Genomic DNA, 16873 nt, shown 5'->3' with positions numbered 1-16873 from the left:
ATTGAACCCCTATATGCACTTATTACTACATTTGTCACATATAATTTACTAAACCATTTCTTTGATATTTAATGTTATTCAGTATAGGGATTACTCATACAGCCCTATAAAAATTACCATAAAGACGATTAGCATTTACACTCACATCAATCTCAAGGCATAGATTAACATCAGCTTCAAAGCCTCTTTCCTTCAGCTCAAGTGCAGATGAACAGTTATAAAGTGATGATAAATCACACTGCTGTTGTTGTTTATAAACAGCAACAGCAGTGTATGCTTCAGGGGATAATTTACGATCGCCAAGAGACGCAATAATTCCACCAGCAGCAACATAGTCTTCAATAGAAAAACGGATACTCCCATCAGGCAGGCGTATATTTCCAATATGGCGGTGTCCCAAATTTATCGAGAAAGAAATCAATAACTGCTCTTGTATTCAAAGAGGGATATTTCCCTCCCGGATACAGCATATATATGGATTGCTCGGAAGCCCCCGTTGAAACATCAAAGTCCATTTTGACCTCCACCAGCTTTTTTTGTTTCATTAACTCCCCTATCTGCCAGTCAGGAAATAGAATAATCCCTGCACCATCTTCAGCCGCTCGTGTTAATAGTTCAGCGTTGTCTGAAACTATCCGGGTTTCAGGTGTCATTTGCACCCTTTCCTCTCCACGTGCGAATAACCAGCGCTGCGTACCCATAACACCTTTGTAGGCCAAAAGACGATGTTTACTCAAATCCTCAAGTGTTGCCGGTGCTCCATATCTTTCGATATATTCCGGGCTGGCAACCAGATAGTAAGTTTGATCAGAAATAAATCTTCCATGAAACCCCGAATCTTTCATAAAAGATATTCTAAATAACAAATCTGTAGAGTCAGCGAGCGGATCAATAAAAGTATCTGTCAGATTTAATTCAATATTCAGTGCCGGATAACGTTGACTAAGTTCACTAATCCATGGAGAAAGATGACGTAGCCCAAAGGATATCGGGGCATTAAGCCGGATATGTCCTCCCGGATCCTGCCGTCTTTCACCGATTAGCGTTTTAGTGTCATCTAACTGCCGGAGAATATTTCTGAAGGCATCCGCATAAAGTCGCCCCTCTTCCGTCGCAATAACAGCGCGTGTATTGCGGTAAAAGAGCTGAATCCCAAGGGAATGCTCCAATAACTGTATCGTTCTAGAGACTGAAGAAGGCGAAAGACCTTCTTGTCTGGCTACCTCTGAAAAACATCCCTCACTAATGACAGCAAGGAATATTTGCATCGTACGGGCATTTATTTGAGTCAGATCTTTCATCTATGCAAAATTCGCAACAGTGTTTTCGGGATTATAGGTTTTTTTTGAATGGTTAACATGTTTAAGATGCGTTTTTCAAAACTTGAAATGCACTGACTGTTCTAAAAGAAGGATTAGATGAATACAACGACACTCGCATTTGATGAAACTGTTCGCAATCGTTTTTCTCCCCGCTCATTTTTACCAACTCCGCTAACAGAAAAACAAATACATCAAGTTCTGTCGGATGCCCAGCATTCGCCATCCAACTGTAATACACAGCCATGGCATGTCCATATTGCATCAGGTAAAACCAAAGATACTCTGGAACAGGCTATGATCCAAAAAGACATGGAAGGCCTTGTCACACCAGATTTCACTTTTGATTATGCTGATTTCTATGGAGACTATTTTACCCGGAGTCAGGAACAAGCCAGAGTTTATTATGAGGCTCTGGGGGTGGCACGTGAAGATAGCGTTAAACGGCACGAAGTATATTTACGTAACTTCAGGTTTTTTGGGGCACCTCATGCCGCTTTTCTCTTTATGCCTTCATTTGGTGATAATGTTCGTGTTGCATCAGACATAGGTATGTACGCTCAGACATTCCTTTTATCGCTTGCAGCCAGAGGTTATGCCGGAATTCCGCAAACGTTACTTGGTTTCCATGCTGATACTGTCAGAGAAATACTTGGAGTATCAGAACAATACCAACTCTTATTCGGGATCTCATTTGGTTATGCTGACCCAAACGCTCTTACTCACTCTGTTCGTATGGAACGTATTCCCGTGAAGGAAAGCGTAACCTTTCACGGTTGATAAATAGGGTGTACATGTGCGCCATGGGGGCTCTATTCTCCATGGCGATAATTCACCCTGCTACGACAGATTTTTTATGGCTCACTCTCCCAATAATCAACACTCTCCCCCATAAAATTCACAGCACAAAATTTTTTCATCCCACTTACATCGGATTTGGCTAAATATTTATTTGAATCGGGGTATTCGCATATTTCAGGACTTTCCATGGTGCTGATGGAAACATAACGCAGCATTTCATTGGATGTATTAATGATTTGGTGTGGATACTTATCTCCCGGAGGGATACAGATAACGTCGCCTTCTTTTATCGGTATCATGTCACCCGCAATACGAAGTGTTCCAGAACCTTTGATAACAATGAACATTTCTTCTTGTGAATAATGGAAGTGATAGGGTACTGCACGTTTTCCGGGAGGAACGCAGTCAACGGAAGCACCTAGTTTAGAAGCCTGAGTCCCCTCTGTTAAAGAGCCTCCATGAGATGCATAAAATGGAGAGCGTTCAAAATTATCCAGCTCAATTTCATTGATATTTCTGATGATAAAATCTTTCTTTGGATTATTATCTGCCACTCGTTTTTCTCCGAAATCTATTCAGCCATATCTAGTGAATCCATTTTTTTAATGGTATTGATTAAAAACACTATACTTTGGCATCTCCGAATACTCGGAGTTCCATTTAGTCTCTTTTATCAATATCAACATTACTGAGATAGACCAAAAAAGTAGAAATCTGTGCTGAACACTACCTTTTTGTTCTTTGGTTGATTTTTAAGTTTCACAGAATAAAAAGCGGGATATAATATTGGTTAGATGACAATAGGAGGAAGATATGACTGAGTCATTGCAAAAAACCAAGTTAAATAAGACTGAACATGATGTACTGGAAATATGTCGTGAAGTGCTACTTGTTGAATCAATGGATATTTATGACGATTTTTTCAGTCTTGGCGCAGATTCTATTTCTTTAGTTGAAATACAAATCTTTATTGAGGATAAATTAGGTAAGAAAATAGACTGGAGTGATGTTCTAAGATTCAGAAATGTTCAATCACTCTCTGCTTTTATTGATTCCAGTTTTCGTATTCCGCCTCATGACAGAAGTGAAATTACCTGGAATGGCGTAAAATATGCTTTTCGGGTTATTGGCGATATCAGTGACCCTCTAGTCGTCCCAAAACTGATTATCGTTGGTGGTTTTCAGGATATGTACTCCTTACCTCACCTAGAATATCTCCTCAAAGAAGACAGCCCTCTCATCTTTGTTGACTTGCCTGGGACGGGGTCTGCTGATGATATCCCGCCAAATCAAAATTTCGAGTTTCTAGCGGAATGTACACGACATCTTCTAGATACCTTATCTTTACAAACAATAAATCTCATCGGTATTTCATACGGTGGAGCTACAGCGCTTGAGTTTACGTACAAATGGCCTGAGCGAGTGAATAAAACTGCATTTATTGGTACTGCACTCACCCAGCCACTTCATATTCAAGATAAGTTGAGTACTGCATTAAAGGCACTGACTGAAGGGAATTATGAAGCGTTTACAGAAAATACCATTGAAAGTATTCTTTGCCTTGACCCGAGTGTCGAGATCCTAGGCAGAGAAACAACACACAAACTTGTTAAGAAAACACTGTTGGAATCAACACGTCATCATGCAGAAAGATATAAGTATCTTCAAAATCGCCTTTTAAACCAAAGGAAATATGAAAAAGCAAACGATTTTAACAAAGCTACTTTATTCATAACGGGTGAATACGATACCATCACTCCGCCAGAAATTATTAAACATTGCGCCTCCATTTTCCCTAACTCTATATTTACGACAATAAAAAAATCAGACCATCTTGTCATGATAGAACGGCCTGATGTGCTGACTGATATTCTTATTCAATTTTTTAATGGGAAATCACCAATCCAAAATAGTCACTTAAACGATATTGAAGTTATCAGTTAATACTCTAACAATATAAGAGAAAAAAGGAGTTCATGTGAATGGCCCTACCCCCTGTGACAAGCACCCAATGAAGGGTTTTCCTCAAGTTTGCTATATTAAAAATACGGTGAAAAATCCGAACATTATTATTGGAGATTACACGTATTACGATGACCCAGAAGACGCTGAAAATTTTGAACGTAATGTCCTGTACCATTACCCGTTTATTGGAGACAAACTGGTAATTGGTAAATTTTGCGCTATTGCAAGAAAAGTGCAATTTATCATGAATGGTGCGAACCATAAGCTATCTGGTATTTCAACTTACCCTTTTCAGATCTTTGGTCATGGGTGGGAAAAGGTCACGCCTTCCCTTGAAGAACTTCCCATCAAGGGAGATACCGTGATCGGAAACGATGTTTGGATAGGTTATGACGCATTAATTATGCCCGGTGTAAAAATCGGCAATGGTGCGATTATTTCATCCCGTGCTGTGGTTACTACTGATGTACCTGCATATACCATAGTTGGTGGTAACCCGGCCAGAATCATAAAAACCCGTTTTCCCCCTGATGTGATAGTCAAACTGGAAAAATTAGCATGGTGGGACTGGCCGGTAGAGACAATAACTCGCCACCTGTCTCTGATTGTTTCAGGTGATGTTGACGCATTACTCCAACTCCATGATATCTAAAACCCCCCTTAGTACACCTGAAATACCTTACATATAAAGTGCAAGGTATTTCAGGTTAATGACAAAAACGCCTGCGTTGCCATTTACAGATACGTGATTTAAACAGATAAGCATTTCATCTACAGATAAGTGGAGTTTGCTAAGGTAAGTGATATTTGAAGAAGTCAGGGGATAAAATCATGGCAGCGATATTTTCATGGAATAACAGATTGATTAATATGTTATTTTTTGCATTAACAATCAATCCTGTGCTTGCTTCTGCCCAAGCTCCAATTAGCATAGTAGATCATAATCTACCCAAATTTTATAAGTGGTCTGGGAAAACACCAGAACAAGCTGGTCAACTACTTCGTGCCGAACCATTAAAATCCGCACAAAACTTATCAAATGCCGATCAAAACATTCGCATCCTCTATAGTTCGACTGATGGTGTCGATGGTCATTCTCCAATTACGGTTTCTGGTGCGCTATTTTTACCGAAAGGAACGCCACCAAAAGGTGGATGGCCATTATTAGCCTGGGCACATGGTACCGTTGGTATCGCGAATATTTGTGCTCCATCGTTTGCAGGCCGAAGTGAACGTGATATTGGATACCTCAATTACTGGCTCAAACAAGGATATGCCATTGTTGCTACAGATTACCAAGGATTGGGAACCCCCGGATTGCACCCATATTCTGACTATCGGGCAACAGCTTATAGTCTGCTTGATAGTATCCGCGCAGTTCAGCAAGGCAATTTTCATCTATCAAAGAAAACAGTTCTCATAGGGCAGTCGCAAGGCGGAGGAGCAACGTTTGCCGCTACCTTATACGCAAAAAGCTACTCACCTGACCTCGATATTGTCGGCGCTGTAACAACGGGCACCAGTGTTCCTGACACTATGAAAAAAATGGTAAAACGAGACGACTCTGTCAAACATACGCTTGCTTACTTTCTGTTAGCAATAAATACCGCGTCAATGGTTAAACCCTCATTATTGCCAGAGGATTATCTGAGTGATAAGGCAATCCCTTCTTTTCGCCTTTCACAAACTCACTGTCTGCGTGATATAGAAAAACAAATATTTTCAGATAAATTAACCGCCGCAAATAGCTTTAAGAAAGATCCATCACCGCTTATACAAGCTATCATGAGTGTCAGATATTATCCCGCCATAAAAACAGACATTCCTATTTTCTGGGGAACTGGTGGGCAGGATGTAGACTCACCGAAAGCCGGACAGATTAAACTTGTTACTAATGCGTGCAAAAAAGGCAGTCATATTGAGTGGCATCTCTATCCCGACTTGGGCCATTCGGCCACAATGAAAGGCTCTTTGCCTGATTCTACCATTTTTGTTAAACGCGTTTTTTCGGGTGAACATATTGATGGGAATTGCTCCACGAGCACCAAGTAATCGTCACAACATATTCCTATATTCATAGACAAGAAGATCTGCATTTAAAGTAGAAAAGCAGATCTTAACGAGTATTGTTCAGGTGCCTTCTTTAAAGTGAAGAAGGTACCAAAAACACTATATTTTCTGCCAATATTCTCAAATTATTGGAATTTACGACTGCTGGGAAAACCATATTTTTTAGCCTTCCAAGCTAAAGTTAATCCAGCTAATAGCAACAGGCAGATTACCCAAGGGAATGAAGATACTCCACGGGTTTCCAGCAGAATCCCTCCTATAATACCGCCACCAGCGATGGCAATATTCCATACAGTAACAACCATAGATTGCGCTATATCGGTACCATCCCCTGCGGCGTCAGCAGAAGCCGTTTGCAGTAATGTTGCTGCACCACCAAAGGTTAATCCCCATACAGCAACTCCCAGATAAATGACTGCAGGGATATTCCCCCCAAAACCAAGCATAACAGCAGTTAAGGTGAATATGCTGAGACTAAGTAACACCAGTATTCGCAGATAGTTATCAACCAATAGCCCGATAATCCAAATACCCAATAAAGCTGCTACCCCAAATATCAGGAGAATGAAATCAACACGCTCCGATAACCCTGCCGGGACAAGGAAAGGTGATATATAGATATAAAGAATGTTATGTGCCAACATCCAGAAAAAAATGACAAGCAACACCGGACGTACACCCGCTGTGGTAAAAACCTTGTAAACAGGGACACGCCGCTCTGCACTTTGCCCGGGAAAATCAGGCACCTTAAGTATGACCCATATCACCAGTATTACTGTCAGGCCAGACATCATCGCAAAGGTTCCTTTCCAGCCAATCAGATTACCCGCCCAAGTCCCGAGAGGAACTCCCAGAGATAATGCAATTGGTGTTCCCACCATTGCCACTGCCATTGCCCGGCCCTGTAATGAAACGGGCACCATCAGACGTGCATAACCGGCTAAAAACCCCCATGCAAGACCCGCCGTCACTCCAGCCAGAAAACGTACAGTTAACGTCAGAAAATAATTCGAAGACAGGGCTGTAATCGTATTAAAAATCAAAAAACCAATAATAGCGAAGAGTAAAACCGGTCGTCTCCGATAACCACGTACTGCGGCAACAAGAGGAATTGCTGCTAATAAAGACCCGAGAGCATAAAGTGTGACTAACTGACCCGCTAACGCTTCTGAAACGCCAAGATCCAAGCTAATTTGTGGTAGTAATCCTGCGGGTAACGTCTCCGTCAAAATAGCAATAAAGCCCGTCATTGCCAGACCCAAGAGTCCAGAAATAGGAAGACGTTCAGTTGTCGTTCCTGATAGTACAGAGGTGTTTTCGTGCATTTAAATGATCCCTTTAATATATATATCGATCGATATAAAAGTAGAGGCAACAGGATAATCTTGTCAAGGACTTTTATATCGATTAGTATTTAAGTCGGATTTCAATGAGGAAATAGTGATGGCTAAGATGGGGCGTCCACGTCGTTTTGATCGTGATGTCGCGGTCAATCAGGCTATGTTTTTGTTTTGGGAATATGGCTATGAATCAACGTCTCTGAGCCAGCTAAAAGCTGGAATGGGTGGCATTTCTGCTCCCAGTTTCTATGCTGCCTTTGGCTCCAAAGAGACACTATTTAAGGAAGTAGTAAACCGTTATCTGAATACGTATGGTCAGGTAACCGCAAGTCTTTGGGATCAGAGCATGTCACCCAAAGAAGCGATTGAAATGGCGCTACGCCACTCAGCGAGGATGCAAACAGAATACGATCATCCCCCGGGTTGTTTGCTCGTATTATCAGCCAGTGTTTGTTCACCAGAGCATGAACATATCCAAAAACTGCTGGCAGATATCAGAGAAGAAACGCAGAAAGGGTTTGCTTCGTGTATACAGCGCGCCATAGATAACGGTGATTTGACGAGTGAAAGTGATCCCATATCAATGGCGGCGATGTTCAATGGCCTTCTGTTAGGGTTTTCAACTTTAGCCAGAGATGGGGTTTCGCTGGAGGTTCTTGAATCATCCATTACGCAGATAATGAAAGTCTGGGACATCAGAGCCAATCGTTGTTGAGTAACCACGGGCTGTGTTTAAAGTAAAAACACAGCCCGTGGCAGATTTTTCACGACAAAAATGTTTTAACTAAAAGGGCGTGAATCACCTTTTATCGGGTCTGGAGAGTAAGATCTTCCGCTGGAAAATGTAAGAATCTTTCAAAGTCTTGCCTGAGCGCTGTCTCTGGCAAAGACTGTAAAGATAACTCCCTCTGCTGACAATCAAAAATACCCTCTTCCTGTCCAAGATCACTTTGTATCTTTGATTCATTAACAAACAATTCAGCTCTTGGGATACGGACTTTCTCGTATTGGCGCAGAGCGGCAACGGGATCTGGCTGCTGCTTCAACATATGCCCCAATACAGCAGCATCTTCAATCGCCATCCCGGCACCTTGTCCCAGTGTTGTAAGCATAGGATGAGCGGCATCACCTAAAAGCGTAATTCTTCCTTTTCCCCAAAGCGGAGAAAAAGGCCGGTCCTGCGCAGATACGGAGATAATATCTTCCGATGGCGTTTGTGAAATAATATCGGAGACAATTTCTGGCCAACCTTCATAATAGGCAAGCACATCCTGATTACTTCCTTGCCAATGACAGGCCTGCTCGTTACTCATATTGGCAGTTCCCCACCAATAGATTTCACCTCCGCCTATATCAATCAGACCGATTCGTTTGCCCTGCCCCCAATAATGGACAACGTAGCCGGGTGTAATTTGAGGGTGCTGATAGCGGGTAATTGCCAGCCAGCAGATATAATCAGAAGCGCGGAGTGGCTGATTCCCCTGTAGATATTCCCGGACAACAGAGTGGATACCATCGGCACCGATCAGCAGGTCACCCTGTGTTTCTCTGCCGTCAGCAAAACGGACAGTAACCGCATCATCACTTTCGATAATTTTATCTACTTTCGCATCGACATGAATAATGCGCTGATCTAACTGCTGTAACAAGGCTTCCTGCAATGCCTTACGTGATAGACAAACACTATCAAATCCATTGGAAGACGAAATTTCAGGTACAGGCATTCTGCGTATAAGTTGATCCTCAGTGTTCCTGATTTCGAAATTCTTAACTGAAGCACCAAAGTTTTCCAGTTTCAGATTAACCCCAATAGAGGATAACGCCGCTACAGCATTGGTTATCACAGACAGACCTGAACCGGCCGTTCGTAAAGTCGTTGCTTGTTCGTAAACTTCAACCTCATAACCAAGCCGCTGTAAAACAACCGCCGTCGTTAATCCACCAATACCTGCACCAGCTATAATAACTTTCAATGGACGGGACATATTTTCTCCGAAACCGATTTGACTTGTTTTGTAGACGATTTTTTCATTTCCTGAAGAATGACCTTTGCCACTTCCTGTACGTAAGGTTCTTCCATGATTTCCAGATGATCTCCGGGCACATCAATGACATTGATATAACCGCTTGTCTTGCTCTCCCAGCCATTTTTCGGATCACGATACTCACTTCGTACCGCATCGTGCATAGAGCGCAGAATGACAGGTAACGGTCGTGTTGCATGTAATAAAGTCATATTGATATCGGCTTTATAAGCAGCATGATCTGTAGCTGCTTTCCAGTTGGCTTTATACACATCAAATAACCGTTGTATGACCGCGCGGGAACTCCCCTGAGGAATTGCACCTGTTGCGATAGCATGCTCGGTGATATATTCGAATTGTTCCTGCAAAGAAGTCATTTGTTCCGGTAAGGTCTGCTCCGGGAGTGTGGCGCCTTCGTTCAGCCACAATAATTCCCAGAAGAACCATCGCAGCAAAGCGCCTTCATTTATTGTTGCCTGAGACGATGCGTTAACAGCAACCGTGTCTAAAATAAAAAGGTCTGTCACATCTTCACCCTGTTCTTTCAATTGGCGGGCCATCTCGAATGCGACAAATCCACCATAAGACCAGCCTCCGATTGAATATGGGCCATGTGGCTGTATTTCGCGTATAGCTTCCAGATAATTTTCTGCCTGTTCTTGTATGCTGTTCAGCGGCGTAGAGCCTGCATCTACGCCATGCGCCTGTAATGCATAGAAAGGTTGATCATCAGGGAAATACTTCACTAACCGCAGATAGGACAGCACATTCCCCCCCATAGGATGGACAAAAAACAGGGGCCGTTTATGCCCTGTCGTTCGCATGGGGACAAGCGGACTGAATTTGGGATATCCTCCCTCTTCTCTGATATGGGCAGCTAACTGGGCAACTGTTGGATAACTGATAAACAGGGACAAAGGAACATGGGTACTGAAATGCTTTTCAATCAAAACGACCATTCTCATGGCGGTTAATGAAGTCGCACCAATATCAAACAAATTCTGATGAACAGATAAAGCAGGAATTTTCAGCAAATCGGCAGCTAAATCACACAGCACCTGTTCATAATTGTCTCGTGGTGCAATATCTTCTGCGTTGTTATGGCATTGCATCATCTTCATACTACGTAATGCTGCATCATCACGCTTGCCACTTAGCGTTTTAGGCAGAGTATTCAGCCACTCTATTCGGGAAGGCAGCATGTATTTAGGTAATATGTCAGTCAAATGTTGCTGTATACGCCCAGTTAATACTTCATTCTTTTCTCCGATCAAGAATGCCACCAGCAGGCTATCATTTTCATCGTGTTGCTGAACGACAACAGCAACGTCTTGCAGAGCCTTATCAGCACCGGGCGTACTCGATATCGCTAATTCTATTTCTGCCAGTTCTACACGATACCCACGGACTTTAACCTGAGTATCTTTGCGCCCTAAGCTGAGGATATTGCCATCCCTGAGTTTTACGCCTAAATCACCGGTTCGATACAACGTCTCACTGCTGCCTTTGGGGGTCATAAAGCGTTCTGCGGTTAATTCCGGCTGGCGGTAATAACCTTGTGCGACAGGTAAACCACGGGCATAAATTTCCCCTTGTTCACCGGTGGCAACCTCTTCTAACCGGCTATTAAGCAAGATGATATCTGCGTTATTGATACTTTTACCAATGGGAGGAAGTGCAGGAAAAGATGCCGGATCTCCCTGCATGGTAAATGCCGTGATAACATGGGTTTCGGTCGGGCCGTACTGGTTCTCAAGGATACCGTTCTTGAGCTGACCAATCAGCAAACGAATATCATCAGTCACTCTGAGTTGTTCACCTGATGAAATGACAACTTTCAGGTTTTTCGGGTAGGTTTCCAGTGCAACGGCTGTTTCAGCTAATTGCTGAAGCGCAACATAAGGCAGGTAAATTCTTTCTGTCCGGTAATTATCGATAATACGCAGTAATTGCAAAGGATCGCGTCGTTCATCTTCACTGATAAGATGTAGCTCACCACCAGCAGCCAAAGTAGAGAAAACTTCCTGAAATGAAACGTCAAAACTCAGTGGCGCATATTGTAAGGTAGAACAAATATTTTTACCGGAAGGGGTTTCATTCTGCCAAATCACCATATTTGACAGGCTACGATGCGGCATTGCCACGCCTTTGGGTTTCCCCGTTGAGCCAGAGGTAAACAGTAAATAAGCCAATTGTTCAGGCACTATTTTTGTCTCTGGTTTCTCTGTATCTGATAAAGGCCCATCACTGTGTATCAGCGTGTCAGCTCTCACGGTTGGAATTGCCGCCACGTTAAATAACTGACTGGATTTCTCATCAATAATGGCAAATGCTGGCTGAGCCTGTTCCATCATGGTTTCAATACGCTGAACCGGATAACTCAAATCCAACGGAAGACAAACTCCGCCTGCTCTCATAACGCCAATCAATGATGCAACCAGTATCGGAGAACGTTCAAGCGCAATCGCAACCGGCGTATTTTTCACTACGCCACCAGCAATCAACACAGACGCAATTTTCCCGGATTCCGACCAGAGTTTTCTATAACTCCATTGCAGATCATGATAACGGATTGCGATTGCATCCGGCTGTTCCCGTACATTTTTGGCCATCATCGCCAGCACAGAGATAAATTCCTGAGACGATATTTCTTTGTTGCTTTGTGTAAGCGGTTGGCTCAGCGTTGCAGGTTGATCACGATCACTGACCATTCTGTTCAATATGGACAGATAAATATCCATATATGTATCAGCCTGAACCGGTGAGAACACCCTGCCATCAAAATCACATCGCAGGTAATGTTGCCCGGTACTGAAATCAGTCATGACATTGAGCAATAATTCAAAGTTAGTCTCTTCCCAAGGATCAAATGCAATGAGAGACAAGTCAGGAGTATCAAAAACGTCCTTTAATATGTGAAAGTGAATGTAATTAAACGCGGAACTTATTTCCGCCCCTTCTCCTGCCACTTGCCGGATAGCATTAAGCGGATATTTACGATATGGAGCATGACGCTGTTCAGCGCTAAATACAGCATGGATACACTCTTTCCATGTTTTGTTCTGCGCAGAAAAACGGACAGGTAATGTATTGAGAAACAAACCCAGTGTTTGCTCTGAATTCTGTGCATCCGGCCTGCCATGAGTGACTAACCCGGTTGCAATTTCATCCTGAGCCACGATTTTAGCCACAGTTAAACAATGAGCTGCAAAGAATGCTGATTTAACTGAAACACGTTCACGTTGGACTAAAATCGCCAGTTTTTCTTCAATCTCTTTGGGAATGATTGCTTTTTTAGTGAAGATCCGATCTTTTGGCTCACTGTCGTACAATCGGTAAGCCGGTAATTGCGTTCTGGGCAGCCCGCTGAACATATTTTTCCAGAACAATTGGTGTTCCTGACACTGTAATGCGTGGATCTCATCCTGAATATATAGCGCGGGTGATGGCAATACATCGGTCTCAGCAGAGTAGATCCCCTTATTCTGGTAACGAGAAAAGAGTTCACGTATCAAATTTGCCACACTACCACCATCCAGAATGGCATGATGAAAACTGAGTACCATATCGATAGTCTCTGCCGTTCTGAATAGGCTGATTCGATACAATGGTGCACAGTCAAATTGATAGTTATGGTAACGCCCCTTTTCCATACACGCTTTGATCATTGTTTCGGAATCATCCTGTGTCAGGGAGCTGATATCATGAATTTCTACAACATCATCCAGCATGATATTGTGGTTGATAATTTGTAATGGTTCACTGAAATCCGCCAAATTAAAGTGGGAACGCAGGACAGGATGCCGCTGGATTACCGCAGAGATACTTCGGCGAAAAGTTTCAGGCTCCCACTTTCCTTTCAGCGTATAACGGAAAACATCTTTATAAGTAGCTGAATGTTGACTCTGCTGACTGTGATATATCAAACCAAGCTGGAGTTGAGTGGCAGGAAACGCATCTTCATAGTGTGAAAGTACTGCCCGTTCTTTCTCGTTGATCAAGGCAAACGGAGATAGCTCAGCCTGTTTTTGAATTTTCCGGTCAGCGTCAATTTGCTGGCTCAACTCGGCTATGGTCAAATATTGTGATAACTCAGAAAGCGTGACATTCATTCCTGCTTTTTCAGCCTCAGAACGCACTTTCAACATCAGGATTGAATCACCGCCTAATGTGTAAAAATTATCCTGCACGCTGAGCTTCTCAATCTTTAATACCCGTTGCCATATTTCAGCCAATTGATGTTCAGTTTCAGTCTGAGCATCATCATAGCTAGCCGAAACCTCCGTTTGTACCAATGCGCGACTGACTAACGTAATAAGTGCCTGACGATCAACTTTACCGTTTGGAGACAGAGGAATATAAGAAACGGGGATAAATTGCTGCGGGATCATGAAATCAGGTAAGCATTCCAGTAACAATTCACGCAGTTTTTCAGAGGTAAAATGTGGGTTATTGATGACATTCGGGTTAATAACATAATATGCACACAGGTAAGTATCACCATTACTGTTTGCCTGTGGTAAAACCTCCGCACGGCTGATCCCCTGAATACGCTCAAGGGTATTTTGTATTTCCCCCAGCTCAATACGGTTACCTCTGATTTTCACCTGATTATCAATTCGTCCCAGATATTCAATGCTGCCATCAGGTAACCATTTCGCTAAATCCCCTGTGCGATACCAACGTTCACTTCCATCCAGAATGAATTTCTCATCAGTTAATTCGGATTTATTGTGATAGCCACGGGCTAAGCCAATACCACTAATCTGCAATTCGCCCGCAATACCGATTGGTTGCCGGGTGCCGTGCTGGGACACAATTCTCAGTGTAATATTGTTGATCGGGAATCCAATGGGAACCCGATTGATAACACTGTTATTTTCGGGAAGAAACTCAAAATATGACACATCTACGGTTGCTTCTGTCGGGCCATAGAGATTGATCAAAGCCGGGGCATTTAAACCCAAAGCGGAAAAAATCTGACGGAATTGATTAACCCGTGTCGGAGGCAAGGCTTCACCGCTGGTGAATACGCGGCGTAAGCTAGTTAGTTGATTCACTAACTCTGGCTCAGCGTCCAGAATATCAAGGAAAGGCTGAAGCATAGAAGGAACAAAGTGCAATGTTGTTACGTTGTGTGCACTTATCGCTTTTATTATCTCCAGCGGATCTTTATGAGCACCGGGAGGTAATAAGTGAACAGATGCTCCGGCGATCGACCACCAGAATAATTCCCAGACAGATACATCAAACGAAATGGGTGTCTTTTGTAATATCACATCCGTGTGATTCAACGGATAACGTTCCTGCATCCACTCAATCCGGTTTACCGCTGAATTATGGTTGATCATTACACCCTTAGGCTGTCCGGTAGAACCTGAGGTATAAATCATATAGGCCAGCGAATCTGCGATAGATAAATTGGGCTGTTTTATATGCTCATGAGTTGAAATGCGACTTGGGTCGATAACAATATAAGATTGCTCACTCAAAGATGGATTAAGCTGGTCGGAAATGATGACCGTGACACCACTGTCCTTCAGCATATAATTAACCCGCTCTTGCGGATAATTGGGGTCTACAGGCAAATAAGCTGCACCGGCTTTCAATACCGCGAAAATTGCAGTGAGCATATCTGTACTACGATCCATCAAAATGGCAACCATATCCCCTTTTTTCACGCCCGCGTTCAGTAAAACGGCCACCATATTATCTATGCGGCTTTGGAACTGGAGATAAGTCAGAGCGGGTTTTCCATCAGAATTTGCGATAGCAATTGCTTCACCGTCTAATGCAACCTGAGAGTCAAATAGCGTTGATAAGGTTTCTTGTTTTGAGAATTCAGTAACCGGCCCTTGTTCAAAAAGAGCAAGTCGTGCCATTTCTTCTATTGAAGAGAGATTCACCTGAGCAACAGTCTGTTCCGGTGATGCAACCATCTGTTCAATGATATGTGCTAAAGACGAAGTAAAGGCTTCAAATGAGTAATCTTCATCGAAAATATCCTCCGCCCCGGTAATATCAATGGCAACTTCCCTGTGATTCCCACAGCTATGAACATGAACTGCAATAGCATCATCTTCATGGGCTGTTGTTGCGGCATAAATCTCTTCGTCTTTATAGATATCACGGGAAGCGGCAGTTATGGGTGAATAGTTATAAGATACAGTGACATCAAAACATTGACGTTTCCCGGCGCCTATCGATTTAAGTAAACGCCCAAGAGGAATATGTTCAAACGTTTTTAGATCTGAAATATCGGCTTTAATGCGTGCCGCCAGTTCAATAAGCGTATCCTTTTCGTTAACCATAACAGCCAATGGCAATGTATTAGCCCACTGCCCCGCAATATCAAGCTGATTCATACGACGGTTAAGTAATGGGACGCCAATGGTTAATCGAGAGTTATTGTGTACTCGTGATAACAAGATAGCCACTGATGCCATAACAACCTGATAAGGATTGACTCCTTGAGACAGCATTTTCTCTACTTTAGCGGGCGCTAATAGGTGCCTATGTTGTATAAAATGAGACTGATGCGTTTTCTTTTTCCGATTAAAAAAAACCGGTTCATGACGTTGTGTAAGATCAGCCAGTTTTGTTATTTGCTGTTCGGTTTCTGGCTGTGACAGTATTTTTTCTTGTTCAAGGGTCGATGAAATATATTTTTCAGTGTTGAGGGATAATGACTCTGGATTATTTTCAATATCACGATAATATTTGGCGATTTTTTTTGTTAACTGATTTATTCCCCAGCCATCACAAACAATATGATGGGCGCGAATAAAAATAGCCGACTGGTTATTTTTTAAATTGCGCAATAAAGCAACTTCAAGTAAGGAATTGTCATTCAGCGTAAAAAGATGTTTTGACCATGCTTTGAAGAGCACAGAAATATCTTCACCTTCAGCATCAATAATTTTTACTTGATTAATGTCGCTATTTTTTATCTGCTGATTCAGCATTCCATCCTGTTCAAGGATGCGCAATTGGGATGTTACATCACTATTTATAACGCTGTTAACTGCATGAAAATATTTTTCAAAATTAATGTATTCTTTTAATTTCCGTGCTATGGCTATAGTAAATTGATTACTTTCTGGATTACGTTGAGTTTCATAATAAATTTCTTTTTGGTACTGGGTAAGAGGTACTACTTGTGAAGTTTTCATAGCGGTTTACTACTTACATCGTAATTCGGGTTTTTTATTTTATGAACCACGCTCCATTCAACACAAGGGGTATTATTTTACATTGCATTACATTTTTTATTAAATGCATAATAAAATCAGATTACATGACGATTAATTGATATTTATCAAAGAAAAATAATTTAATTATCAGTTTATCATAA

General features: G+C 42.3%; 11 protein-coding genes. 5 read left to right on the top strand and 6 right to left on the bottom strand.

Features of this window, described 5'->3' with window-relative positions; translation table 11 throughout:
- Nucleotides 1-94: 94 nt before the first annotated feature.
- On the bottom strand, nucleotides 95-421 hold the full coding sequence (locus AAC855_RS04270; protein WP_340608378.1) for a 2-phosphosulfolactate phosphatase: 327 nt from the start codon (nucleotides 419-421) through the stop codon (nucleotides 95-97).
- Nucleotides 363-1301 (bottom strand): LysR family transcriptional regulator, encoded by a 939-nt coding sequence (locus AAC855_RS04265; RefSeq protein ID WP_340608377.1) that lies wholly within the window; start codon nucleotides 1299-1301, stop codon nucleotides 363-365. Before AAC855_RS04265 ends, AAC855_RS04270 begins: the two co-directional genes overlap by 59 nt.
- A 117-nt stretch (nucleotides 1302-1418) precedes the next feature.
- On the opposite strand from AAC855_RS04265, the gene AAC855_RS04260 reads away from it, so the two are divergent.
- Nucleotides 1419-2099, top strand: a complete 681-nt coding sequence (locus AAC855_RS04260) for a nitroreductase (protein ID WP_340608376.1) — start codon at nucleotides 1419-1421, stop codon at nucleotides 2097-2099.
- A 74-nt stretch (nucleotides 2100-2173) separates the two neighbouring features.
- On the opposite strand, the gene AAC855_RS04255 is transcribed toward AAC855_RS04260, so the two are convergent.
- The gene (locus AAC855_RS04255) at nucleotides 2174-2674 is read right to left on the bottom strand and encodes a cupin domain-containing protein (RefSeq protein WP_340608375.1); all 501 of its coding nucleotides are present in this window, start codon (nucleotides 2672-2674) and stop codon (nucleotides 2174-2176) included.
- A 259-nt stretch (nucleotides 2675-2933) separates the two neighbouring features.
- Between AAC855_RS04255 and AAC855_RS04250 the strand changes: the two genes are divergently transcribed.
- From AAC855_RS04250 to AAC855_RS04240, 3 genes are all read left to right on the top strand, one after another.
- On the top strand, nucleotides 2934-4064 hold the full coding sequence (locus AAC855_RS04250) for an alpha/beta fold hydrolase (protein ID WP_340608374.1): 1131 nt from the start codon (nucleotides 2934-2936) through the stop codon (nucleotides 4062-4064).
- A 34-nt stretch (nucleotides 4065-4098) separates the two neighbouring features.
- A complete protein-coding gene (locus AAC855_RS04245; protein WP_340608373.1) occupies nucleotides 4099-4737 on the top strand; it encodes a Vat family streptogramin A O-acetyltransferase in 639 nt (212 codons plus the stop codon).
- A gap of 179 nt (nucleotides 4738-4916) precedes the next feature.
- Nucleotides 4917-6137: a lipase family protein gene (locus AAC855_RS04240; RefSeq protein WP_340608372.1), complete on the top strand. Its 1221-nt coding sequence runs from the start codon at nucleotides 4917-4919 to the stop codon at nucleotides 6135-6137.
- A 143-nt stretch (nucleotides 6138-6280) separates the two neighbouring features.
- Here the strand turns inward: AAC855_RS04240 and AAC855_RS04235 are convergent, their stop codons facing one another.
- Complete coding sequence (locus tag AAC855_RS04235) at nucleotides 6281-7480, bottom strand: MFS transporter (RefSeq protein ID WP_340608371.1); 1200 nt, start codon at nucleotides 7478-7480, stop codon at nucleotides 6281-6283.
- Nucleotides 7481-7598: 118 nt separating this feature from the next.
- Here AAC855_RS04235 and AAC855_RS04230 point away from each other — a divergent pair, with 118 nt between their 5' ends.
- Nucleotides 7599-8210 (top strand): TetR/AcrR family transcriptional regulator, encoded by a 612-nt coding sequence (locus AAC855_RS04230; protein ID WP_340608370.1) that lies wholly within the window; start codon nucleotides 7599-7601, stop codon nucleotides 8208-8210.
- A 91-nt stretch (nucleotides 8211-8301) separates the two neighbouring features.
- On the opposite strand, the gene AAC855_RS04225 is transcribed toward AAC855_RS04230, so the two are convergent.
- Together AAC855_RS04225 and AAC855_RS04220 are read right to left on the bottom strand one after the other, a co-directional pair.
- A complete protein-coding gene (locus tag AAC855_RS04225) occupies nucleotides 8302-9480 on the bottom strand; it encodes an FAD-dependent monooxygenase (RefSeq protein WP_340608369.1) in 1179 nt (392 codons plus the stop codon).
- Nucleotides 9465-16691 carry an amino acid adenylation domain-containing protein gene (locus AAC855_RS04220; protein ID WP_340608368.1) on the bottom strand — a complete coding sequence of 2409 codons (7227 nt, stop codon included), beginning with the start codon at nucleotides 16689-16691 and terminating at the stop codon, nucleotides 9465-9467. Before AAC855_RS04220 ends, AAC855_RS04225 begins: the two co-directional genes overlap by 16 nt.
- Between the last annotated feature and the right edge of the window lie 182 nt (nucleotides 16692-16873).

The organism is Xenorhabdus bharatensis (assembly GCF_037996705.1).
GTDB classification, from domain to species: Bacteria; Pseudomonadota; Gammaproteobacteria; order Enterobacterales; family Enterobacteriaceae; genus Xenorhabdus; species Xenorhabdus bharatensis.
Note: the sequence above shows the minus strand (reverse complement) of the source record. Positions and strands in the feature narration are given on the sequence as shown.

Coding starts and splice junctions, on each gene's coding strand:
- AAC855_RS04265 (WP_340608377.1), bottom strand. CDS start 1,301: ATGAAAGATCTGACTCAAATAAATGCCCGTACGATGCAAATATTCCTT.
- AAC855_RS04260 (WP_340608376.1), top strand. CDS start 1,419: ATGAATACAACGACACTCGCATTTGATGAAACTGTTCGCAATCGTTTT.
- AAC855_RS04250 (WP_340608374.1), top strand. CDS start 2,934: ATGACTGAGTCATTGCAAAAAACCAAGTTAAATAAGACTGAACATGAT.
- AAC855_RS04240 (WP_340608372.1), top strand. CDS start 4,917: ATGGCAGCGATATTTTCATGGAATAACAGATTGATTAATATGTTATTT.
- AAC855_RS04235 (WP_340608371.1), bottom strand. CDS start 7,480: ATGCACGAAAACACCTCTGTACTATCAGGAACGACAACTGAACGTCTT.
- AAC855_RS04230 (WP_340608370.1), top strand. CDS start 7,599: ATGGCTAAGATGGGGCGTCCACGTCGTTTTGATCGTGATGTCGCGGTC.
- AAC855_RS04225 (WP_340608369.1), bottom strand. CDS start 9,480: ATGTCCCGTCCATTGAAAGTTATTATAGCTGGTGCAGGTATTGGTGGA.
- AAC855_RS04220 (WP_340608368.1), bottom strand. CDS start 16,691: ATGAAAACTTCACAAGTAGTACCTCTTACCCAGTACCAAAAAGAAATT.